The organism is Streptomyces roseoverticillatus (assembly GCF_000719265.1).
Lineage (GTDB): Bacteria > Actinomycetota > Actinomycetes > Streptomycetales > Streptomycetaceae > Streptomyces > Streptomyces roseoverticillatus.
Map to the genome: position 1 here is coordinate 40,368 of NZ_JOFL01000006.1, position 20,986 is coordinate 61,353.

Genomic DNA, 20,986 nt, shown 5'->3' on the forward strand with positions numbered 1-20,986 from the left:
CCGATAGAACATATCATCATCCCTTGGTAAGGGAACCCTAACTTATCGCGCGAGGGGGACCGTGCCGACGGCGACCGTGGTGCCCTCGCTGACGTAGCCGTGCCGGGAGCGGAGCGGGTGGTCCGCCGCGCCGGCGTCGGCGAACGGCGCGAACCGGTGCTCCCAGCTGCCGCCCAGGCCCCGCGCCTGCCGGGCGATGAGGGCGCCGGTGCGGGTCCAGAACCGCAGGGTGCCGGGCTCCAGCGGGGCGAGGTGCTCGATCACCGTCGTGTGCTGGCGCACCGCCTCCAGACCGGACTCGCGGAGCCATCGGTGGAGTTCGCGGCCGCGCAGCAACTGCTGGGCGTACGGGCACGACGGGGCGGCCGCGCGGAAGAAGTCGGTGAAGAGGAAGGGATCGCCGGGCCGCACCGCGACCGCCGTGACGTCCGGCACCTGCACGGCCACCAGCCCGCCCGGCCGCACGACCCTGCGCAGCTCCCGCAGGGCCCGGCCGAGCATGCCGTCGTCCAGGTGCTGGAGGACGTCGGCGCACCACACGGCGTCGAACGAGCCGTCGGCGTGGGGGAGGTCGAGCACGGTCGCGCGGCGCACGTCCACGGCCCGCCCGGGAGCATACTGGCGCATGCGCTCCGCGGCGGCCGCCGTGTTCCGCTCCAGCCGGTCGACGGCCGACACGCGCCCTCCGGGGCCCACCAGTTCGGCGAGCCACGGCAGGAAGTCGCCGCTGCCGCAGCCCGCGTCGAGCACGTGCCACCCGGAGCCGATGCCCACCTGTTCCAGGGCGGACTGGTAGGACTGCAGGCAGGTGGCGGGGCGGGCTTGTTCCACGGCGGGAGCGGCGAGTTCCGGCTCGGTGAGGCGGTCCACGGTCAGCATGGCGAACTTCCTTACGGTGTTGCTGGGCGGGTACGGGCGGGGACGCGGGCCGGCTTCAGTCCTTGTCGGCGGCCAGCTCGGCGGGGCGCGGCCGCGCGGGCACCGGCCCGGGCTGTACGCGCGGGCCGCCGGACGCCACGGGAATGCTCTTGCCGCTGGAACGCGGTGCCGTCAGCAGGCGCATGGCGGGCATCTCCCACCACCGGTAGACCGCCCAGGCGATCAGGAGGGTGACCGCGGCGAAGGCGGCGGCGAGCGCGGACGCCGTCCAGGCGTTCCAGGAGGTGTCGTGGCCGAGCAGGTCGTGACCGATCCGCAGGACGGTCTGGTGCGCGAGGTAGAAGGCGAAGGACACCTCGCCCAGCCACACCATGGACCGGCTCCGCAGCAGGGAGCCACGGCCCTCCAGATCGGCCATCGCGACGGCGGGGATGAAGAGCGTCAGGGGGATCACGGTGAGGGCGGCGAGACCGTAGAGCACGGGGGACACGACGGCGGCGGCGTAGCCGATCGCCAGCAGGACCGTCGCCACGGCCACGGGAACCCGGGGCCATGCGCCGTCCTTGACCAGCTTCGCCACCGCGATGCCCAGCAGGAACTCCAGGCAGCGGGACACCGGGAACGCGTAGACCAGCCAGTACTGGCGCACGGACACGCCGCTGTCCGCCTCGGGGTGCGACACGTCGAGCGGCATGCCGGGCCCGCCGTGCAGGAAGCCGGCGACCACGGGCAGCAGCCAGACGCCCGCGACGGTCGCGGCGACGACCACCCAGGTGCCGCGTCGGCGAAGCCGCCCGACGAACCGCGCCAGCAGCGGGAACATGAGGTAGAAGAACAGCTCGCAGCAGAGCGACCAGCTCGGCCGGTTCACGCTGAAGAAGAAGTCCAGCCGCGGGAACCACGTCTGCACGAGGGCGAGGTTCGCCGTGGCGGACCCCGCGGCGACCTGCTCCCCGAACAGCAGCAGGAGGGGCAGGGTCAGCACCCAGAGCAGGAGGTGGTTCGGGTAGATCTTCGCGAGGCGGCGGCGCAGGAATTCGCGGGCGGGCCGGCCCGGCTTCGCCGACCAGGCGAGGACGAATCCGCTGAGGATGAAGAAGAACGAGACGCCGACGCCGCCGGCCGGATTGAAGATCTTCGACAGCACCGGGTTCGTGCCGTCGTCGTACAGCTTCTCCACGCTCAGGTGGAAGAAGAAGACCAGCAGGGCCGCCACGAACCTCAGGCCGGTCAGGGACGGGAGCCGAGAATCGGCGAGTGCCCGTTCATTCCTCATGTTTTCCCCCATGAATTACTTGCTTACGGTCGTGCATGCACGGTGCCGCGCGCCCGGGCCGGCCGGGCGCGCGGCACCCGTACCGTCAGGCCGTGAACTCGACGTCCAGGCCCGAGCCCGCGGTGAGCAGGGCCCCGGCCCCGCCGTCCCCGGCCGCGGAGAAGCCGAAGCGGCGCGACAGCTCCGCGCCCGATCCGGCCGGGTCGTCCGAGCGGAAGACCATGCGGGACGCCCCGACGGCGAGCCGGTCGCCCGTGCGCCGGACCTCGTCCACCACGTGCTCGAACAGCTCGATGTTGGTGTGCTCGCCGATGCGCACCATGGCCATCTTCGAGCGGGCCGGCACGGGCGTCTCGAACTGACGCTCCATCAACTCCTTGCCGGAGCTGATGACGGATCCGAGGATCCGCCGGCCGCCGAGGCCGCTCGTCAGCAGGTCGACCGCGGCGTCGAGGTCCCGGACGCTGTAGCCCACGTGGTCGATCCCCATCAGGGTGGGCACCGGGGACGCCTCCTGCGGCACCTGGCCGTGGAAGAGCTCCACAGCCTCCGCCGAGGGGATCTCAGGCCACTCCTGCAGCTCGCCGTACGCGCCCCAGGGGAAGCGGAAGTAGACCCACTTGTGGTGGCGCAGCGCCCCCTCGGGGATCTCCATGACCTCGCCGAGGATCCTGATCCCGGGGCACTGCGCGAGGAACCGCGCGGCCTGCTCGATGTCCCCGGTGCGGAAGCAGAAGTGCGCGGTGCCGATGTCCACGACCGAGGCGTCGAAGGCCGTCCCGGCGGTCGCCTCGTACGCAAACAGGCGGAGCCGCGTCTGCGGGTCGAGCTGCAGCAGGACGCTGCGAGCGGGCGCGCCGTGGTCGTCCACGTCCGCGGCCGGGCCGTCCGCGGACGGCAGCACCTCGGCGCCGAAGACGGTCCGGAACAGGTGCGCCGCGGCGTCCACGTCCGGAACCGCCATGGAGAAACCGTCCAGGGTGTTCTTCACCGAATGCTCCGATCCATGTGGCGTGAGGGGAAGGGGGGTGGGGGCGGTCACGCGGGCACCGCGGACCGGACGGCGGAGTTGAACGCCTCGGCGGCGCGGGCGATGTCCTCCTCGGTGCTGCGCACGCCGACGCCGAACCCGGAGCCGAGGTGCGCGTCCGAGACGCCGACGGAGACGGCGACGGAGCGGGAGAGCAGGTCGTCGGTGCGGGGCAGGTCGCCCCGCTGGTAGCGGATCGACGCGTTCCCGTTCAGCTGGGGCATGTTGCCGTAGTAGTGGCGCCCCGAGTCGACGAGCGGCTTGGTGGACAGCTTCTCCGCTACTTCGCGGGCCCGGTCCGCGCTGTCGAAGGTGTGGACGACGACGTTGGCGCAGTCGCCCCCGGCGTCGTTGAGGGCGCGCTGCCGCATGCCCTCGTGCGGCTCGATGAGCTCGACGAGGCGGTCCCGGACGCGGCGGGTCGCGGCGAGCACGGTGTCGACGCGCTGCAGCTGGGCGCAGGCCACGGCCGCGCTGAGTTCGGGCATGCGCAGGTTCAGGCCGAACGTCGCCTCGCCCGTGCCGACCCCGTTGTTGTCGCGCAGCGGAGGCCAGCCCTGGTCCTGGTAGGCGAAGCCGCGGGCGTAGGCCGTGCGGTCGCGGAAGACGGCCATGCCGCCCTCGCCGCAGGTGATGACCTTGAAGGGGTTGAAGGAGTACGCGCCGGCGTCGCCGACCGTCCCCAGCCGCGCCCCCCGGTAGCTGCCGCCGCAGGCCTGCGCGGCGTCCTCGATCAGGAGGATGCCGTGGCGGTCGGTGATCTCCCGCAGCCGCCCCAGGTCGCACGGCGCGCCCAGCATGTGCACGGCCATGACGGCGCGCGTCCTGGGCGTGATCCTCCGTTCGACGTCCTCGGGGTCGAGGGTCAGGGTCTCGTCGACCTCGGCGAGGACCGGCGTCGCGCCGAAGTGGCCGATCGAGCCGATGGAGGCGACGTAGGTGTAGCCGGGGACGATGACCTCGTCGCCGGGGCCGACGCCCAGCCCCGCGAGGACCGTGGCGAGGGCCGAGGTCCCGCTGTTGACGGCGATCGCGGGGCCGCTGCGGAAGAGGGCCTCCGTGTCGCGCTCCAGCCTCCGGACGAAGGAGTGGGCCTCGGGGTCGTCGAACAGGTAGCGGGTGAGGCTCCAGTTCGCGAGCACCTGCTCGACGTTGTGTCGCTCCTCGTCGCCGAGGAATTCAAATCCTGGACCCGGCACGGGTCTCCTCCTGGTGTGGTGCGGTGGGGGTGCGGTGCTCAGTGCTGCGGGGCGGGGGCGGGCAGGTTCTCGCCCGCGGACTGCGCCAGCTCCTTGAGCAGGGCGGTGACCTGGTGCAGCTCCTCCCGGGTCACTTCCTGGGTGAAGGTGCAGGAGCCGATCTCCTGGACGACGGGCAGGTTGAGGCTGCCGTCGCGGTGCAGGCGCGCCTCGTCCATCGCGCGCTCGAGCATGTCGATGTCGTAGAACAGCGGGTGGTCGAGGGGGAGCCCGACGCGGTGCATGGTGCGGGCCACCCGCCGGACGTCGGCGCCGCCGAGCCAGCCCCGGACGTAGGAGAGCAGCGCGGTGAACAGGCAGTCGATCGCGACCGCCTCGCCGTGCAGCAGCTCCGGGACGACGGCCATCTCGATCGGCGGGCTGAAGGTGTGGCCGTAGTCCACGATGCGGCGCAGGTCCTTCTCCCAGAGGTTCTGGCGCAGTTCGGACTGCATGCCGTCGATGGCGCGGGTGACGACCTCCTCCGCGGGCTCCGTGCGGAAGTGCGAGGCGACCAGCCCGGGGCCGTGCTCCTCCAGCAGGGAGAACAGCCGGCTGTCCTTGATCATGGCCATCTTGAGGATCTCGCCGCACCCGTTGACGAGGTGCCGGCGGGGCAGCGAGGCCAGCAGACCGGTGTCGACGACGGTCCGCATCGCGGGGTGGAAGGTGCCCAGCCGATTGCGGTTGCCCTGGTGGTTCACGGCCGTCTTGGCGGAGACGCTGCCGTCGATCATGCCCAGGAGGGTGGTGGGCACCCGCACCCAGGGGATGCCCCGGCGGTAGATGCTGGCGGAGAAGCCCGCGACGTCGATCAGGACGTTCCCGCCGATCGCGATGGGCGGGTTGCTCTGCCGGCGCGCGCCGGACCGCTCCAGCGCGTCGACGATGGAGAGGCAGGTGTCGAGGTTCTTGTTGACCTCGCCGGAGTCGACCTCGATCACCTCGACGGCCACGTCGTGGGCGGCGAAGTACGCCTCCACGCGCTCGCGGAGGACCGCGGACAGCGCCGCGTCGAGTATCACGAGCTGCTTTCCGGCCGAGGCGCTGCGGTCGACGGTTTCGAGCAGCAGCGGATTGTCCGGGGAAAACACGTCCCGGGTGATGGAGACGTGGTATTTCACCTGCAGCTCGGCTTCGATGTCCAGAGTGTTCTGGGTGGCAGGAGACATGGGTCTTCCCTCCCGGGTGAATACACAAGGGGAACAGGGCGGTCAGCGCGTGACGGGAACTTCCGGAAACCGATTCCCATCGGCCTGGAATGTCCTTGCGTCGAGCATGTATCGAACCCTAGGCAGGCTTGATCGCCAAGAAAAATTACTTCCGCGCATCATTTATTCAGTACGCGTATAAGAGCGTCCGTAGTCTGCATGCATCCCGTCGGCTACGCGCTGAGCAGCGCGAACGCTACAGCCTCCACTGCGGTCTTTGCGAAAGCTTGACGGGGTGTGATGTTTGTGACGGGGGATGGTTGCCTGATCAACCAGTGCCACGTCAATGTCCCGGATGTTAGATTTCCCGTGCGTACTGACCGAAGAGCGGGGGAGCGGCGGGCGTGCAACGGAGCACGCGGGCGCCGTACGGCTATTGAGTGCGGGAACCGGATGAGCGACCGGTTTATCCCGGCGTCGTCACGCAGGCTCCCCTTTGCGTTCCGTCCCCGTTGATGCGCGTTCATCCGGGGGCGCGTTAGGGGGCTTTGATGATACGTGGGCACGTGCGTCCATCCGTCGGGAATGCGGACGTCGACCTGTCCCAGTTCCGGTGTTTCATAGCGGTCGTCGAGGCGGGCAGCTTCACCGGTGCGGCCCGGCGGCTCCACGTGACCCAGCCCACCGTCTCCCGCGCCGTCCAGCGCCTGGAGAGCGCGCTCAACGCCCGCCTCCTGGACCGCTCCACGCGCCACCTCAGCCTCACTCCCGAGGGCAGGACGTTCCACGCGGACCTGACGGAGGCCTACGTCCACCTGGACCGGGCGATCAGCCGGCTGCACTCGTCCTCGGTCCTGCGGATCGGGTTCTGCTGGCTGCTGCCCGAGCAGTTCTCCCGGTTCGTCGCGCGGTTCGCGAAGGAGGCCGGGGTCGACTTCGAGTTCGTGCGCGACGACACCGCCGCGGCCGGCCTGGACAACGGGCACACCAACGTCGCCCTGCTGCGCCGCATCCCCCGTGACCGGCCCGTCACGGCGCTCCCGCTGTGGCGGGAGCCCCGGGTGGCGGCCGTCGCGCGCAGCTCGCCGCTGGCCCGGCGCGACCACCTGGACTGGGCGGAGCTCGCGGACTGGCCGCTGGTCCGCAACACGGTGAGCGGCACGACCGCCCCGGACCTCTGGCCGTCCGGCCGCCGCCCCGCGGTCGGCGCCGTCTGCAGCAACCACGACGAGTGGCTCGAAGCCGTCGCCGCGGACCAGGGCATCGGCACCGTGCCGGAACTCGCCGCCCGCCGCACCAGCCACCCCTCGGTGGTGTACGTGCCGCTGCGCAACGCCCCGGCGGTCCAGGTGTCGCTCGCGCTGCCCTTACGGGGCGCGCACCCGCTGGCCGAGCGGCTCGCGGCCGCCGCCCGACGGGAGTTCTGCTGAGCCGGGATCGCTGAGCCGGGATTGCACCCTCGGCGCAAAACGCCCGATCTCCGGCGCAAAACACTCGTTTACCGCATGATCCCCACCGGGCAGGCTCCTCCTCGTATCGAACTGGAGTGCTTGATTCGAGTAGAAGTAGAAGGGGTACCAACGTGAAGCTCATCGTCCGGACCGGTCTCGCCGCCGCAGTCGCGCTCGGAGCCGTTGCCACCGCCGTCGTCCCCGCCTCCGCCGCCGTCGTCACCGACGACCCGCGCCCGGTGGCCGGCGCGCACGCGGTGGTGCCGAACCCGAAGACGATCAAGGCGGCCGACTACAACCAGGCCCGCAGTACCCTCGCCAAGGCGGGCAGCCAGACGGCCGCCAAGTCCCACCCCGTCCACGGGAAGACCGACGTGCCGGTCAGCTACGGCACCAGCCTGCTCGCCGCCGCCCGCGACGAGTTCCGGCAGGCCGACAAGAAGCTGCCGCCGAAGGACAAGAAGTCCGACATGTCGATAGCCCACTACAACGCCATCCACAGCGCTGCGAAGACCATGGGAATCGACACGTGGTAATGCGTTAGCCGGCAGCAAGAACAGCGCACGCCCCGCCCCCGGTGCACGGGAGCGGGGCGTGCGTGCGTCGTTGTGGGCCGTCAGCCCTCGACGCCGTAGTACTGCGCGAGGAAGCCGGTCACGTGCTCCGCGTGCGGGCTCAGCTCCGGCAGGTGCGTGGCCAGGGCGGCGCGGACGGCCTCGGACAGCTCCTGCAGGCCCGTGGCCGCGCCCTTGACGTACGGGTCGAGGCGCCGGACCAGCTCGTAGTTGCTCTCCACGTCCAGCTGCCGCATGGCCTTCTCCAGCGGGGCGGCGCCGGCGTCCGCGAGGGGCGGCAGGAGCCGGCTGACGAAGGTGACGCGGTGCATGACGCGCCAGCACGGCGGCTTGCGGTCCGACTGGCGGGCCTGCCGCAGGGCGGCGGCGTTCGGGTCGGTGCCGCCCTCCAGCCAGGCCGGGTCGACGACCTTGTGGAAGAAGGTGTCGAAGTGCTCGGTGTCCTCCCCGAGGTAGAAGCTGAGGAACCGGTACGCGTCGACCTTCCCGGGCGCGTTGACGGGCTTGCCGTCGGCGTCGAAGACCGGCTTGCGGTTGGTGTCGTACTGCTGGACGTTGCCTGAGGGCGAGCAGGTGACGTTCAGCCCGAAGGACCGGGTGGCCTCCTTGCCGCGCGCCCGGGTGACCGTCATGCCGCCGCCCACCGACGCGTCCAGCTGCGCATTGATGCCTACGCCCATGACGTCGAAGGACGTGCCGACGGAGGCGCCCACCGAGCCGGACAGCGAGTACGAGCCGGAGGTCGTCTCGCTGACGACGTCGGTCGTCTCCGTCGTCTCGGCGAAGAAGCCGCCGTCCGCCGTCCACACATAGGTGTTGACCAGGTCGCGGCGGGAGAAGCCGTCGCCGGTCGCGCTGCCCGCAGTGTCGCGGCCCTTGCCCGGCGCGGTGTCCCCGCCGATCGCGCCGCCGAGAACGCGGCCGGCCCGTTCGGCGGTGGGATCGGGCGTGCCGGTGTCGGTCGAGACCGTCTCGTAGTAGCTGCGCAGCCGCTGCTGGTCACGCTGGATGCGCCGCTTGATCGCGTACGCCTCGCGCGGCTTGTAGTAGCTGTACTCGCCGCGCTCGCGGGCGCCCGCGTAGTCGGGGTCGAGGACCCTGCCGTGCTCGTCGAAGCCGACCGTGCCGTCCAGCGTGCCCTGCTTGGTGTAGCGGGGGTTGAGCGGGAAGGGGATGACGTTCCAGTCCTTGGGGATGTCGGGGTTGGGCTGGATGCGGTACGCGACCAGGGCCCCGGAGTGCGCGAGCCGCAGCGCGAAGACGTCGGCGGTCTGGGACTGGACGACCGCGAAGCCCGTGTTGACGGGCACGTAGCGGCGCCCGAGGGAGGGGTTGAGCGGCTTGAGCGGGTCCTCCCAGCTGCCCGAGAGGTCGACCTTCATGGCACGGGCGGTGTTCTCGCCCTGCGAGACGGCGGTCTCCTCGGCCCAGCTGTTGGAGAACTCCAGGCTGCCCCGGACGCCCGCCGACACCTTCGCTTTCACCATCGACTTGGCGACACCGAAGCCCAGCGGCGCGGTGATCATCCACATGTCGACGTCGACCTCGTTGGAGAGGGCGAAGCCGAACGCCGCGTCGACGCTGCGCTCCTTCGCCGACGACAGCGAGTGGACGACCTCCTCCGCCTGCGTGAGCTCCACCGACGCGACGCTGTCGTAGGTCGCCCGTTCGGGGTCGATCGTGTTGGGCGTGAGGTTCTCCGACGGCACCGGCGGCGCGCCCTCGACGTAGCCGACCAGCTGCGGGTCGAACTGCACCTGGCTGACCCACTCGCTCACCAGGTCGCCGACCTTGTAGCCGGTGACCAGATACCAGCGCCCGTCCCGCAGATAGCCGTACGCCCGCTTCAGCACGCCGAACGCCTCGCCCTTGGCCGTGTACTGCATGTCCGCGTACTCGGCGACGGCCGGCGAGCCGGAGACCGTCTCGTGGAAGGGGGTGCGCATCGCGGCCAGGGCCGAGCGGACCTGCGCGGTGTCGCTGGAGACGGGCGCCGTGGACAGGACGGCGGAGGGCCGGCGGGGCGCGTCGAGCAGCGTCAGGTCGTTGCCGCGCAGCCCCTCGTCGCGGACGACGCCCGCCGACTCGTCGGTGGAGGCCCGGTCGAAGGACCAGTAGGCGATCAGGTTCTCCTTCTCTCCCCTGAGCCGGGTGAAGAGATTGTCGAGGACCTGCTCCTGGGTGCGGGCGGTGCGCCAGATCCGCACCTCCTCCAGCACGCCGTGGAACGGCTGGGTGGGCTCGCCGCCCTTGAGCCGGGCGCCGAGGGAGAGCTGGGCGTCGCCGAAGTCGGCGAGGTCCGCCGACTCCAGCGGATCGCAGGCCAGCGGGACACCGTTGCGGTAGAGCCGGAAGGCGCTGCCGCGCGGGTCGGGGTTGCGCGTCCAGCGGGCACCGCGCAGCCGGAGGGCGTGCGAGCCGGTGGTGTCGGCCGCGGTGTTGCCCGCGTTCTCCTCGAACCGCCAGCGCGCGGTCAGGCCCCGGTCCCGTGCGGTGACGGGCGTACCGAGCTGGGCCGCGTCGCGCGCCGCGCCCCACAGCCGCACCTCGGCGACGACACCGGTGAAGGCGTGGGTCTCCAGGCCCTCCCGGACCCGGCCGATGTCGAGGGTGCCGGTGTTGCCCTTGGGGCCGGGGCCCTCGTAGCGGGCGGTCCCGGCCTCGCGGCCGTCGAGGTGGAAGCGGATGTCCTGCCACTCCTGCACGTCCACGGACTCGACGAGCTCCACCGTCTGCTTGACGGGCTTGCCGTCCGCGCCCACGGCCGTGATCTCCTTGCTGCCCTTGCGCTCCTGCATCGACCGGCCGCTCTTGCGGACGACGGCGACGCGGTGGAACGTTCCGGCGCTCAGGGCCTCGGTGGAGGTGAAGCGGACGAGCTTTCCGTCGGGCTCCTCGAAGGCGAACTCCAGCTTCCCGTCCGGCAGGACGAGCAGCCGGTACGGGACGCTGCCGCCGGAACCGTCGGCGGCCCGGCCCTTGGACAGCAGGCCCTGGGTGGTACCGAGGGCGTCGACGCGGCAGAAGACCTCGATCGTGAGGTCGTCGGGGATGTCGAGCGCGTCGTTGTCGGGGGCCTCCAGATACGCGCCGTCGGTGAGCTCGACGGCCCAGGACTGCTCGTAGGCGGCGGCGAGGTGGGACCACTCGCGCGGCGGGAAGGTCGCGCGGGTGGCGACGAGGCTGCCGCCGACGGCGGCGGTGACGCGGTAGCCGGCGTCCGGGTCCGCGGTCGCGTTCAGCGCGGCGGGCGCGGTGACGGGGGTGACGCCGCCCTTGAGGTACACGTGCCGGCCGTTGCCCGAGCGGTCCAGGATGCCCGGCTTCCCCGCTACCTGAGGGGCCGGTTCGGCGTAGGGCCAGTAGCCCATCAGGCCCGGCTCCTCGCCGGTCAGCCGCCGGTTCTTCAGCGCCCGGACCTCGGCCGCCGTGCGGGCGGTGCCCCACAGCCGGACCTCGTCCGTCTCCACCTCCGCGTACTCGGGCACCCAGCCGGCGAAGGAGCTGCCGAAGCTGAAGTCGCCGTTGCCGAGGTAGTTGCCCGACGCGACGCGCTTGCCCTCCTCGACACCGTCCTTGTAGATCACCTGCTCCCGGGTGGCCGCGTCGTAGACGCAGGCCCAGTGGTGCCAGTCGGTGTCGTCGTTGCCTTGGTTGGTGGTGAGGTCGTCCCCGTAGAACGCGAACGTGAAGGCGCTGGTGTTGCGGTAGCCGATGTGCAGGGATCCCCTCGTGGTGGCGTGCGAGGTCCCGTGGCCGATGATGTAGTGCGGCCGGTACTCCCACTTCGTCGGGCGTCGCGCCCAGAACTCCACCGTGAAGCTCTTGTCGGCGAGGTCGATGCTCTTCTCGGTGACGGCCACGCCGCTCTTGCCGTCGAAGGCCAGCGCGGGGACGGCCGTGGCGGCCGGGGCGAGCAGCCCGAGGGAGTAGGGGACGTCGCCCGTGCGGGCGTGGACGATCCGGGCCTCGCCCGATACCCGCTCGGGGTTGATCCACGCCTCCAGGGTCAGGTCGCGGGTCACCGCGGCCCGGTCCAGCTGCTGCTCCGGCAGGGCCAGGAGGTTCTGCTGCCCGTCGAAGGAGTACGCCCGGCCCGGCTTGTCCGCGCGCCAGCGGCAGCCGTGCCCGGCGACCAGGCCGGACACCTCGCCGAGCGGGACCTCGTGTGCCGCGCCCGGGTCGGCGGACACCAGCCGGGAGCCCGCCGAGAGCGGGACGCCGGGGTGGCTGGAGGTGGCCCCGCGATGGTCGTAGCGCAGGCGCCGGACCGGTTCTCCCGCCTCCGGCTCGGGACCGCCTTCACCGCCGTCCAGCCGGAGCGAGGCGGCCCCCGGGGCGTGGTCGGTTTCGGTGAGGTAGAGGTGGCCGCCGACCGTGACCGGCGTACGAGCGGGCAAGGAGACCGCGAGGGGCTCGGCGAGTTGCAGGACGCCGGCGACGACGTCGCCCGCCTTGCCCCCGGACAGCAGCCTCGTGGTGGCGTCGAACGCCTTCACCGTGCCCACCGGAACGGGCTCGTCGGGCGCCCCGTTGACGATCGCGGCGAACTGGTCGGCCCGGCGGGGCAGCCGCTTCCAGGTCTCGCTCTCCTCGCCGCGCTCGACGGTGACGTCGCACAAGCCGGGGCCGTCGCCGGCCGTGACGTGGACGCGCACCGCGCCCAGGTCGGTGCCGGCGTCCCGGGCGGCGAAGGTGACCGTCTGGCCGTCGGCCCCGGTCAGCTGCCGCGAGGAGCGCGCGACCCTGGTGTCGTAGTAGGAGGCGAAGAACTGCCCGTCGGCACCGCGGAAGTACAGCACGACGTTCCCGGTGGCGCTGTCCAGCAGGTACGGCCGGTCGGCCGAGCGGGCGAAGGCCAGCAGGGCGCCGGAGCAGCTCAGACCGGTGCGGTCGAGGGAGAGCCGCGGCACGGGCAGCGCGATGTCGTCGGCGCCCTTGAGGCCGCCGGTGAGCCGGGCGAGCTCCTCGCGGGCGGCCGCCAGCTCCGCCTGGAGGGCTGCGATCTCCCGCTGCCGCTCGGCGAGCAGCTCGCGCTTGGGCTGGAGCTCGGCGAGCTGCGCGTCGAGGGCCTCGACGCGCTTGGCGGCGTCGGCGATGTCGGGGTGCCCGCCGTAGAGGGCGACCCGCTCCAGGATGATCAGCCCCGCGGCGTAGTTGGCCATCCCGGTGGTGTCGAGCTGGACGATGCGGTCGTCGAGCCGGTCGGGGGCGCAGACCGCCTTCTCACTGTTCCGGTTGATCAGGAGGACGGAGCCGTCGCGCTGCTCGTAGATGCCGAAGAGGCTGTTCCAGGCGCCGGGTTCACGCTGGTAGACGATGAGCGGGGCGTCGTCGTTCTTGTCCGCGCCCGAGACGTTGAGGTCCTTGCCCGTATGGATGTTGCGCAGGTTGTAGAGCATGGACCCGTTCCAGGAGGAACCGGGCGGCATCTGGATGGACCACAGCGCCGACTTCGCGTCCTTGTCGGAGGTCCGGATCACGGGCGGGTAGTTGCCCTGCCCCTGTCCGTCGCCCTTGACCGCGAGGTACTGGTCCTTTCCGTTCCGGGACACCCGGAAGCGCAGCCGGAGCGACCAGCCCGTGAAGTCCTGCGATCTGGTGTAGAAGAGCCCGCGCAGGCGCTCCAGCTCCGGCACGTCGGCGAGCTGCCGGGTGAGTTCGGCGGCCTCGGTCTCCTTGGCCGCGATGTCCCGGACCTTCTCCCGGATCCGGCCGTCCAGCTCGCTGATCGCCTCGACGCCGGCGCTGCCGTCCGGCGCGGCCAGTACCGGCAGCGTCAGCTCGTCCGGGATCTGGGCGAGCCGCCCGTCGCGCCCCACGCCGAAGTCGACCGTCGCGAGGTACGACTCCTCGGTGGCCGCACCGGTCTTCGGGTCGGGGCCACCGGTCGCGTACGAGAGCAGCACGCGGGCCTGCCGCTTGGCGGGCTTCGGCTCCCGGTCGTAGCCCGTGCTGGTCTCCTCCTGCTGGTGGTACAGGACGGCGGAGAGCCCGGAGACGGTCTTCCGTCCGGCCACGGCAAAGCTGTCGCGGCGCACGCCGGGGTGGTCGCCGACGGGCGCCTCGGACGTCACCCACGTGGGGCCGCCCAGGAGTTCGCCGTGGCGGGCGTGGTCGGTCTGGTCGTGCAGGCGGGTGCCGGAGCCCTCGTCGAAGCGGTAGTACGCGACGAGGCCGGGGTCGTTGCCGATGAGACGGACGCCCTTGTCCCGCGCGAGCTCCTCGGCGGTGCGGGCACGGTTCCAGATCCGCACCTCGTCCAGCTCGGCACGGGCGCCCTGGCCGAGGGCGCGGCCCAGCAGCAGGGCACCGGTGCCGGCGTAGTCACCGCCGGTGGTGCGGCTGCCGGCGTGCTCACCGTCGCGGTAGACGCTCTGGCGGCGGGCCGCGTGGTCGTAGACGCAGGCCCAGTGGTGCCAGGCGGTGTCCTCGGTCCGGACGTCGGAGTTGAGGTCGTCGGCGTAGAACGCGAAGGTGAAGCGGTCGTCCTCGCGGAAACCGATGTGCAGGGACGTCAGCGGGCTGCCGCTCTCGTCGCCGTGGCCGACGAGGAACTCCTGACGGCCCGTCGCGGTGCGCCGCGCCCAGAACTCGACGGTGAAGTCGCGGCCCGCCAGCTCCGGCCCCTCCGCGACGCGCACATGGGCGTCGCCCTCGCCGAACGCCAGCGCCGTCTCCGCGTGCCCGTCCGTGCTCACCACGGGCACGAGCGGCTGCCCGGTGAACGGGCAGGTGCCGGGCCCGCTCTCGTACACCGCGTCGCGGTACGCGGCGTCGGGGCTGGTCCAGGCCTGGGTGCCCTGGAGGTTGAACAGGCCGTCGCGGCCCTGCTCGACGTTGAAGGAGTCGATGCGGCCGGTGGCGTCGTTGTGCGCGAAGACCTGCCAGCGCTGCTGCCCGTGGACGGCGGTGGGGACGAGCAGGGCGGTGAATCGCCCGCCGGAGAGGTTCCGTACGAACGACAGCTCCTGGGTGGGCTCGTGGAAGGGGCGGCCTTCCATGTCCGCGGTGCCCAGGCTGTCCTTGGCCGAGTCGGGCCGCGTCCGGTGCCGGCTGCGGCGGTAGCGGGCCTCCAGGACCGGCTTCAGCTCGCCGCCCACCAGCAGGAAGCGGTCGCAGAGCAGGGTGTCGGCGACGAGGGGCACCTTCGCGCCCTTGCCGTCCTTTGCGTAGTCCGTACGGTCCGGATCGCCGGAGGAGGCGCCGCCGGCCAGCTTGTGGACGGCGTCGGGGTGCGCCGCGTCCACCGACTGGCGCAGCACCACGATGTGGGTGCCGTCGGACAGGGCGTGGAAGGGCGCGAGGGCGGTGAGCCTGGCCGTCGTGGACAGGAAGGGGTCCACCTCGTCCTCGTCCAGCCGCTCGCCGGACGCGGCCTCCACCCTGCCGCCGCGCTTGACGGCCGGCAGCGCGGTGGCGCCGACGGCCGCGAAGCCCACGTCGGTGATCTCGGAGGGGAAGCGGAGCGGGAGGGGGTTCTCCGACCAGTAGGCGGCGTCGAGCTCGCCCTTGGCCTCGTCGTGCCGCGCCAGGTCCAGGACGGTGTAGACGAGGCGCCGCTGGTCGTCCATCGCCAGGGCCACCGTGGTGCCCTGGTGGCGCACGGTGGTGGTGTGAACGTACGCGCGGTCGGAGTAGACCTTCAGTAACTGCTGCTCGCCGGACAAGACGGCTCCTCGGAAATGATGTGCGGGAGGCGCGAGAACCCTCGCTGACCTGCGGCGCTCTCTCGGTGAGCGCGGCGATCACACACCATTTACCGGCGCGGGACACGCGTCAAGGAGCCGTTTGCGCCAGCGGCCGGAACCCGACGATCCACCGGTGACCAGGTCACCGGCCCCCGCCCCGTACGGGCACTGCGCCGGCCGCGATCAGGACCAGCGCGAGCGCCGGAGCCAGCGCCGGTGCCGCGCCCTCCCGCAGGAAGAGCGTGCCTCCGCAGAGGGCCCCGGTGAACATGGCCGCCAGGGAGGCCAGGCGGCGTACGGTCGCCGGGCCGGGGGCGTCGGCGGCGAGGCCGGTCAGGGTGCGCGTCAGCACGGTGGTCGTCAGGTCCGGGACGGCGAGCGCGCGGACGGCGGCGTTCTGCAGGCCCATGCCGCAGCCGAGGAGCGCGATGAGGGCGGTCTGCGCCGCGGGCGTCCGGTGCCCCGCCGTCAGGGCGACCACCAGGGCGGCCGCGACGAGCCCCGCGTGGACTGCCGTGACGGCGGCGAACAGCCTCGCCCGGTGCGGCACGCGCCGGCCGAGCCGGCCGGCCGTCCAGGCCCCGGCCGCGAAGGCACCGAGGGCGAGCAGGGACGCCCGGACCGACAGGTCCCCGTCGCCCGCCAGGGCGAACCCCAGGAAGACGACGTTGCCGGTCATGTTGGCCACGAAGACGTGGTGCAGGCCGAGGAAACTCACCGCGTCCACGATGCCCGTGGCCAGCGTCAGCACGACGAGCACGGCCGGCAGGGCGCCGTGCTCGTTGGTGCCGTCCGGGAAGAGCCGGTCGGCGGCGCGTTCCAGAACCTGTCGCATCCGGTCTCCTCAACGGCCGTGAGCCGCCCCGGCGCCCACCCTGACGGGGCTCTGCCACCGGAGCGTACGTGCCGGCGGCGGCGCGCCGGGCTAGCCGGTGCCGCCGCGGCGCGGGCGCAGCATCAGCGCCACCAGGACGGCGGTGAGCGCGAGGCCCGCGGCCGCGACCGCGGCGACCGCGGCGAAGCCCTGGTCGTAGGCCCGCCGCGCGGCGTCCATCACCGTGCGGGCCGCGGACGCGCCGAGCTCGTCGCTCACTTCCGCGGCACCGCCGAACGACTGCTCCACGGCGGCGCGGCGGCCGGGGGACAGGCCGGGGAACGCGGGCAGGGCCTCGGGGTAGACCGCCGTGAAGGTGCTGGAGGCGCCGGAAGCGATCCGTAGGCGACCGTGCCCCTCTACCGGTTGTCGGCTCTCGCTTCGGGGGCGGCCTGGTTCGCCCACCGCTGCGCGGCCGCGAGGTCGCAGGCAGTGCCGGCCACCTCGTAGGTGAAGCCGTTCCATTCCAGCAGGACCCGCGGCTCACCGGGCCGGACGTGGCCGCCGCCGCCGTGCAGCGGCTGGTGCTTGCGGTGCACTTCCATCGGCGCTCGCCGACGGCGGTGGTAGACGGCCAGCGGATCGCGCTCATCGAGGGGCGGGACGGCGCGGGAGGGCTGGTTCGGCGGCCCGGGTCGGGAGTGCTTGCCCATGGAGCCGATGTTCTCAGGCCGCGACCGTCGTCGGGCGTGATGCTGCGAGATTCGTCGCGCGGGTGCGGACCTCCTCCACCGCAGCCGTGCTGTACGGGCGGGCGGCGGCCAGCAGGGTGTTCAGGCGGGAGGCGACGAGGGTGGAGTCGACGCGGGCGGCATCGTCGAGGGCCTGCTGGGCCGCGGCGGCGCCCTGCTCCGGCTCGCCCTCGTCGACGCGCTGGCCTGCCAACGGCTCGGCTCCGCCTACGTCACCTCCATCGAGGTCGACAGCCGCCGGCTGGAGCAGGCTGCGAACGCGCTGTACAGCTGTGGGTACACGCCCACCCTGGCTGTCGCGGACGGTCTCTACGGGTACTGGCCGGAGGCGAAGTTCGACCGGATCGTGGCCGCCTGCTCCTTCCGCGCCGTCCCGCCCGCCCTCATCAACCAGACCCAGCCCGGCGGGAAGATCCTGCTCACCCTCTCCGGCTGGCTCTACGGCTACGCACGCGTCCTGCTCACCGTGCACGGCGACGGCACCGCCGAAGGACCGCTGCTGCATCGTCACCGGCTCCGCCGCGACCCTCACCCCCCGCGACAACGGATGGGATGTGCGCGAAGGCGGTCCGGTCCGGCTGTGGGAGCGGATCGAGCGCGTCCTGAGCGCGTACGACGAGGCGGGCCGGCCGGGACCGGAGACGTTCACCCTGCACGTCTGCAACGGCGGGCAGCACCTGCGGCACCCGCAGCTGCCCGGCCTGCCGCTGCCGAGGCCCTGACAGCGGGTCAGGACGCGGTACGTTCCACCGAAGCCGTGCGCCGCATGATCCACGCCGCTCGCCCGCACGGAGCACGCACAGCTCGCCACAGCCCTATTGCCTGTTTCTGCCTTACTCCGGCTGCCCTCCGAATACGCGCTCACCGAGGCCGGCCGGAGTCTGGACGCCATCGCGGACCAGCTCGACACGTGGGGCCGCTGGTATCGCGACACGTACCGGGCGGCAGACGGCGCGGCGGCGGCCGTTGCGGCGGCGGACGGCGCGGGAGAGGGCGGCCCGGGGGAGGGGAGGTCTGACGGCGTGGCCGGGACTCCCTGAGGTGCGCCCCGGGCGTGCGACGGGAGCGCGGCTCCGTCTCAGACGGCGCCGGCGCGGCGGATCGTGATGTCGCCGGCCGAGGTGATGGCGTAGACCTCGGCCGTCTCGGTGGCGCTGCCCGGGCCGTCGGACACCGTCAGGGAGTTGAGGACGGAGCCGGCCTTGGTCCGTACGTCGAGCCGCGCCGCCGTGCCCTCGGCGATGCCGATCTCGATGCGGCCGCTCGACGTGCCGAGGACGATCGTGTCGCGGACGACCTCGCCGATCCGGATGTCGCCCGAGGTGGTCTTGGCCTCCAGGGTGGCGTGGGCCTTGCCGACGGTGACGGTGCCGTTGGCCGAGCGGACCCGCAGCTCCCCGGTGGCCTCGCCGACCCGGGTCTCGCCGTTGGCGTTCTTGATCACCGCCGAGCCGGCCAGGACGCCGACCCGTACCGCGCCGGATCCGGTTGTGATGCCGGCCGTGCCGTCCACCCGGTCCGCCGTGATGTCCCCCAGCGAGGTGGTGAGGGTGGCCCGGCCGGTCTCCTCCAGCCGGATGTCGCCCGCCGACGTCTTGATCCGGCACTCGCCCAGCAGGCCGTAGCAGTGGAAGGCCGCCAGTTGCCCGGTGCCCTCGATGTCCGAGCCCGCCGGCAGGCCGATCGTCACGTCGACGGACCCGGACCTGCCGAAGAGGCGCGGCTTGGGGCCCTTGACGAGCAGCCGGCCCGCGGTGAACTCGACCCGCGTGTCCTCGGCGGCCTTGGCGTCCGCTTCGCTCCGCGGGTCGCTCGGGCGCACCTCGACGGCCGTGCCGGTGCGGTCGCCGGCGTCGAGGCGGACGTTGCCGATCGCCAGGTCGACGGAGACGGAGATCGGCTGCGGCGTCTCGAAGGACGTCTCGAAAACTGGCATGACTGCCCCTCCAGGTGGACCGGACGGCCGTGCCCGCCGGCCGGATGCGTAGTGCTGCTGCGGTGCCGGGCGGCCGGCGCCGGGAGCGGTCAGGTGACCCAGCCGGTGTAGTGCTGGCCGCCGCGCGGGGCGCGCCGTTCGGGGCGGCGGGCGCGGTCGTCGAACTCGAGCATCGCGGACACCGCCCGGACCAGCCAGGCGTTGACCGAGAGCCCCTCCCGGCCCGCGGCTTCCTCGATCCGCGCCTTCAGGTGCTCGGGGGGCCGGAAGTTGATGCGCGACGTGGCGCCGTCCTCCGCGCCGGCCGGCGGCAGGGGCGCGGCGGGCAGCGGCGGCACGGCGCCGGCGTGCGCGAAGTCGTCGCCGGCGTCGCCGGGGCCGTGCTCGGCGGGGGGAGGAGTGACGACGAAGCTGGGGTCGAGCCCCCGCAGGCGCACCTCCACCGAGCCGGGCGCCAGCTCGCGGGTGATCTCGTCCGCGGCGGCCGACAGGGCGTCGAGCAGGACGAGCCGGACGGCGGAGGAGAGCGGTGCGACGAGCCGCTCGGCGAGCTCGCGCGCTTCCGCGTCACCCGCCTCGGCCGCGACGAGGAGCTCCTGCCGCAGATTGTCGACATACCGCATCAGTTCCATGGCGCCATCCTTGCAGCGCCGTGGCGCCACCAGCAAATCTCCGGTCCCCGCCGGGCCCCGCACGCAGGCCGGGCGCGGACCACGCGCGCAAGACCCTGTCAGCCGTATCGCCGGACTCCTTGGCCGCCGCTGTGCCGCCGCATACGATGTCCCGGCGCGCAGTCCGAAGGTCTTCTGAGTCATTCCGGCCGCCCGGCACGAGGCGGTGACGGCCGGCGCAAGGTGGGGGCTGATGACGACCGATCAGGGGGAAGCCGAGCGCTTCGTGAGGCAGTTCGCCGCCGAATCCGGTCTGGACGACGACGCGCTCCGCGCACGCCTGGCCGCGATACGCCGGGAGATGGCGGAGACCGGCGGCTACCGCCACACTCCCGAGGAACTCGCCTTCGGCGCCAGGGTCGCCTGGCGCAACTCCGCGCGCTGCATCGGCCGGCTGTACTGGCGGAGCCTGCGCGTGCGCGACCGCAGACACGTGACTGACCCCGCGGACGTCGCCGCGGAGTGCCTGGCCCACTTACGCGCCGCCACGAACGGCGGCCGCGTCAGGCCCGTCGTCACCGTCTTCCCGCAGGACGACGCCGAGGGCCCGCCCGTCCTCATCTGGAACGAGCAGCTCATCCGCTACGCCGGCTACTTGCGCTTCGAAGGGGGCTGCACCGGCGACCCCAAGGGGTTCGGCCTGACGGAGCTCGCGACCAAGCTGGGCTGGGAGGGCGCGGGCGGGCGGTTCGACGTCCTGCCGCTGGTCATCCAGACCCGGGAGCAGGGCCTGCAGTGGTTCGGCGTCCCGCCGGAGGACGTCCTCGAAGTGCCGCTGAGCCACCCCGCGCTGCCCTGGTTCGCGGATCTCGGCCTGCGCTGGCACGCCGTTCCCGCCATCTCCCACATGAGGCTGCGCATCGGCGGCATCTCGTACTCCGCGGCCCCCTTCAACGGCTGGTACATGGGCACGGAGATAGGCGTCCGCAACCTCTGCGACGCGGACCGCTACGACATCCTGCCGGAGGTCGGCCGCAGGCTCGGCCTCGACACCTCCTGCGCGCGCACCCTGTGGCGCGACCAGGCCCTCGTCGAGGTCAACCGCGCGGTCCTGCACTCGTTCGACGCCGCGGGCGTCACCATCTCCGACCACCACACCGAGTCGGCGCGCTTCCTGCGCCACGTGGACAGGGAGGAGACGGCGGGCCGGGCCTGCCCCGCCGACTGGTCGTGGATCGTCCCGCCCATGTCCGGCGGCCTCACCCCCGTCTACCACCGCTACTACGACGAGCACCGGCCCCGCCCGGACTTCCACCTGGACGACGGCGCCCGCCTGCGCGCCCAGGGCATGGCGGCGGAGGAAAACCGGCCCGGCGGCCCGCCGTACGGGGGCGCGGGGCCCGCCCGGTGGGCGTCGCGCACGGGCGCGGGGTGACGGGCCGCCGTTCGACGGGGACCCCCGGGTCCGGCGGCACCAGCACGGCGTAGCGGTCCAGGGCCTCCCGGTCGCCCGCCACCGTGAGCGGGCTCGTCCGGGCCGCGGGCCGCAGTCGGGAGGAACGGCGGTCCACCCGCTCATTCC

15 protein-coding genes and 1 pseudogene are annotated in these 20,986 nt (G+C 72.6%); 4 read left to right on the forward strand and 12 right to left on the reverse strand.

Annotated features, from left to right (window positions below):
• Nucleotides 1–42 precede the first annotated feature (42 nt).
• The 5 genes from IF61_RS0107685 to IF61_RS0107705 form a co-directional block, all read right to left on the reverse strand.
• Nucleotides 43–879: a methyltransferase domain-containing protein gene (locus tag IF61_RS0107685; RefSeq protein WP_052392485.1), complete on the reverse strand. Its 837-nt coding sequence runs from the start codon at nucleotides 877–879 to the stop codon at nucleotides 43–45.
• A gap of 55 nt (nucleotides 880–934) precedes the next feature.
• Nucleotides 935–2,155, reverse strand: coding sequence for an acyltransferase family protein (locus tag IF61_RS0107690; RefSeq protein ID WP_157848556.1), 1,221 nt, complete (start codon nucleotides 2,153–2,155; stop codon nucleotides 935–937).
• An 85-nt stretch (nucleotides 2,156–2,240) separates the two neighbouring features.
• Complete coding sequence (locus tag IF61_RS33235; RefSeq protein WP_052392487.1) at nucleotides 2,241–3,146, reverse strand: VOC family protein; 906 nt, start codon at nucleotides 3,144–3,146, stop codon at nucleotides 2,241–2,243.
• 47 nt (nucleotides 3,147–3,193) lie between these two features.
• On the reverse strand, nucleotides 3,194–4,384 hold the full coding sequence (locus IF61_RS0107700) for a DegT/DnrJ/EryC1/StrS family aminotransferase (protein WP_030365507.1): 1,191 nt from the start codon (nucleotides 4,382–4,384) through the stop codon (nucleotides 3,194–3,196).
• A gap of 38 nt (nucleotides 4,385–4,422) precedes the next feature.
• On the reverse strand, nucleotides 4,423–5,595 hold the full coding sequence (locus IF61_RS0107705; RefSeq protein WP_030365508.1) for a sedoheptulose 7-phosphate cyclase: 1,173 nt from the start codon (nucleotides 5,593–5,595) through the stop codon (nucleotides 4,423–4,425).
• A 545-nt stretch (nucleotides 5,596–6,140) separates the two neighbouring features.
• On the opposite strand from IF61_RS0107705, the gene IF61_RS0107710 reads away from it, so the two are divergent.
• The gene (locus IF61_RS0107710; protein WP_043188185.1) at nucleotides 6,141–7,004 is read left to right on the forward strand and encodes a LysR family transcriptional regulator; all 864 of its coding nucleotides are present in this window, start codon (nucleotides 6,141–6,143) and stop codon (nucleotides 7,002–7,004) included.
• Between the two features lie 152 nt (nucleotides 7,005–7,156).
• The gene (locus tag IF61_RS36490; RefSeq protein ID WP_211264843.1) at nucleotides 7,157–7,561 is read left to right on the forward strand and encodes a hypothetical protein; all 405 of its coding nucleotides are present in this window, start codon (nucleotides 7,157–7,159) and stop codon (nucleotides 7,559–7,561) included.
• A gap of 80 nt (nucleotides 7,562–7,641) precedes the next feature.
• On the opposite strand, the gene IF61_RS33240 is transcribed toward IF61_RS36490, so the two are convergent.
• The 5 genes from IF61_RS33240 to IF61_RS0107740 form a co-directional block, all read right to left on the reverse strand.
• On the reverse strand, nucleotides 7,642–15,270 hold the full coding sequence (locus IF61_RS33240; RefSeq protein ID WP_052392488.1) for a LamG-like jellyroll fold domain-containing protein: 7,629 nt from the start codon (nucleotides 15,268–15,270) through the stop codon (nucleotides 7,642–7,644).
• A 163-nt stretch (nucleotides 15,271–15,433) separates the two neighbouring features.
• Nucleotides 15,434–16,126: a YoaK family protein gene (locus IF61_RS0107725; RefSeq protein ID WP_030365512.1), complete on the reverse strand. Its 693-nt coding sequence runs from the start codon at nucleotides 16,124–16,126 to the stop codon at nucleotides 15,434–15,436.
• 90 nt (nucleotides 16,127–16,216) lie between these two features.
• Nucleotides 16,217–16,384 carry a hypothetical protein gene (locus tag IF61_RS35745; protein ID WP_157848557.1) on the reverse strand — a complete coding sequence of 56 codons (168 nt, stop codon included), beginning with the start codon at nucleotides 16,382–16,384 and terminating at the stop codon, nucleotides 16,217–16,219.
• 140 nt (nucleotides 16,385–16,524) lie between these two features.
• Entirely contained in the window at nucleotides 16,525–16,818 is a 294-nt protein-coding gene (locus IF61_RS0107735; RefSeq protein ID WP_030365513.1) for a DUF6087 family protein, read from the reverse strand.
• A gap of 13 nt (nucleotides 16,819–16,831) precedes the next feature.
• Nucleotides 16,832–17,050 (reverse strand): hypothetical protein, encoded by a 219-nt coding sequence (locus tag IF61_RS0107740; RefSeq protein WP_030365514.1) that lies wholly within the window; start codon nucleotides 17,048–17,050, stop codon nucleotides 16,832–16,834.
• On the opposite strand from IF61_RS0107740, the pseudogene IF61_RS33980 reads away from it, so the two are divergent.
• Nucleotides 17,036–17,579 (forward strand): annotated as a pseudogene (locus tag IF61_RS33980) (methyltransferase domain-containing protein); the annotation flags it as partial. The gene IF61_RS0107740 and the pseudogene IF61_RS33980 overlap by 15 nt on opposite strands.
• Before the next feature lie 356 nt (nucleotides 17,580–17,935).
• Here IF61_RS33980 and IF61_RS0107755 read toward each other — a convergent pair.
• Nucleotides 17,936–18,793: a DUF4097 family beta strand repeat-containing protein gene (locus IF61_RS0107755; protein WP_030365516.1), complete on the reverse strand. Its 858-nt coding sequence runs from the start codon at nucleotides 18,791–18,793 to the stop codon at nucleotides 17,936–17,938.
• A gap of 89 nt (nucleotides 18,794–18,882) precedes the next feature.
• Nucleotides 18,883–19,425: a hypothetical protein gene (locus IF61_RS0107760; protein WP_030365517.1), complete on the reverse strand. Its 543-nt coding sequence runs from the start codon at nucleotides 19,423–19,425 to the stop codon at nucleotides 18,883–18,885.
• A 232-nt stretch (nucleotides 19,426–19,657) separates the two neighbouring features.
• On the opposite strand from IF61_RS0107760, the gene IF61_RS0107765 reads away from it, so the two are divergent.
• Entirely contained in the window at nucleotides 19,658–20,839 is a 1,182-nt protein-coding gene (locus tag IF61_RS0107765) for a nitric oxide synthase oxygenase (protein WP_078660038.1), read from the forward strand.
• Nucleotides 20,840–20,986 lie beyond the last annotated feature (147 nt).

What these genes read in the sequence shown, in the direction of transcription:
- IF61_RS0107705 (WP_030365508.1), bottom strand. Translation starts at nt 5,595, where the DNA reads ATGTCTCCTGCCACCCAGAACACTCTGGACATCGAAGCCGAGCTGCAG.
- IF61_RS0107690 (WP_157848556.1), bottom strand. Translation starts at nt 2,155, where the DNA reads ATGAGGAATGAACGGGCACTCGCCGATTCTCGGCTCCCGTCCCTGACC.
- IF61_RS0107685 (WP_052392485.1), bottom strand. Translation starts at nt 879, where the DNA reads ATGCTGACCGTGGACCGCCTCACCGAGCCGGAACTCGCCGCTCCCGCC.
- IF61_RS0107735 (WP_030365513.1), bottom strand. Translation starts at nt 16,818, where the DNA reads ATGGGCAAGCACTCCCGACCCGGGCCGCCGAACCAGCCCTCCCGCGCC.
- IF61_RS0107765 (WP_078660038.1), top strand. Translation starts at nt 19,658, where the DNA reads ATGACGACCGATCAGGGGGAAGCCGAGCGCTTCGTGAGGCAGTTCGCC.
- IF61_RS0107755 (WP_030365516.1), bottom strand. Translation starts at nt 18,793, where the DNA reads ATGCCAGTTTTCGAGACGTCCTTCGAGACGCCGCAGCCGATCTCCGTC.
- IF61_RS0107725 (WP_030365512.1), bottom strand. Translation starts at nt 16,126, where the DNA reads ATGCGACAGGTTCTGGAACGCGCCGCCGACCGGCTCTTCCCGGACGGC.
- IF61_RS0107760 (WP_030365517.1), bottom strand. Translation starts at nt 19,425, where the DNA reads ATGGAACTGATGCGGTATGTCGACAATCTGCGGCAGGAGCTCCTCGTC.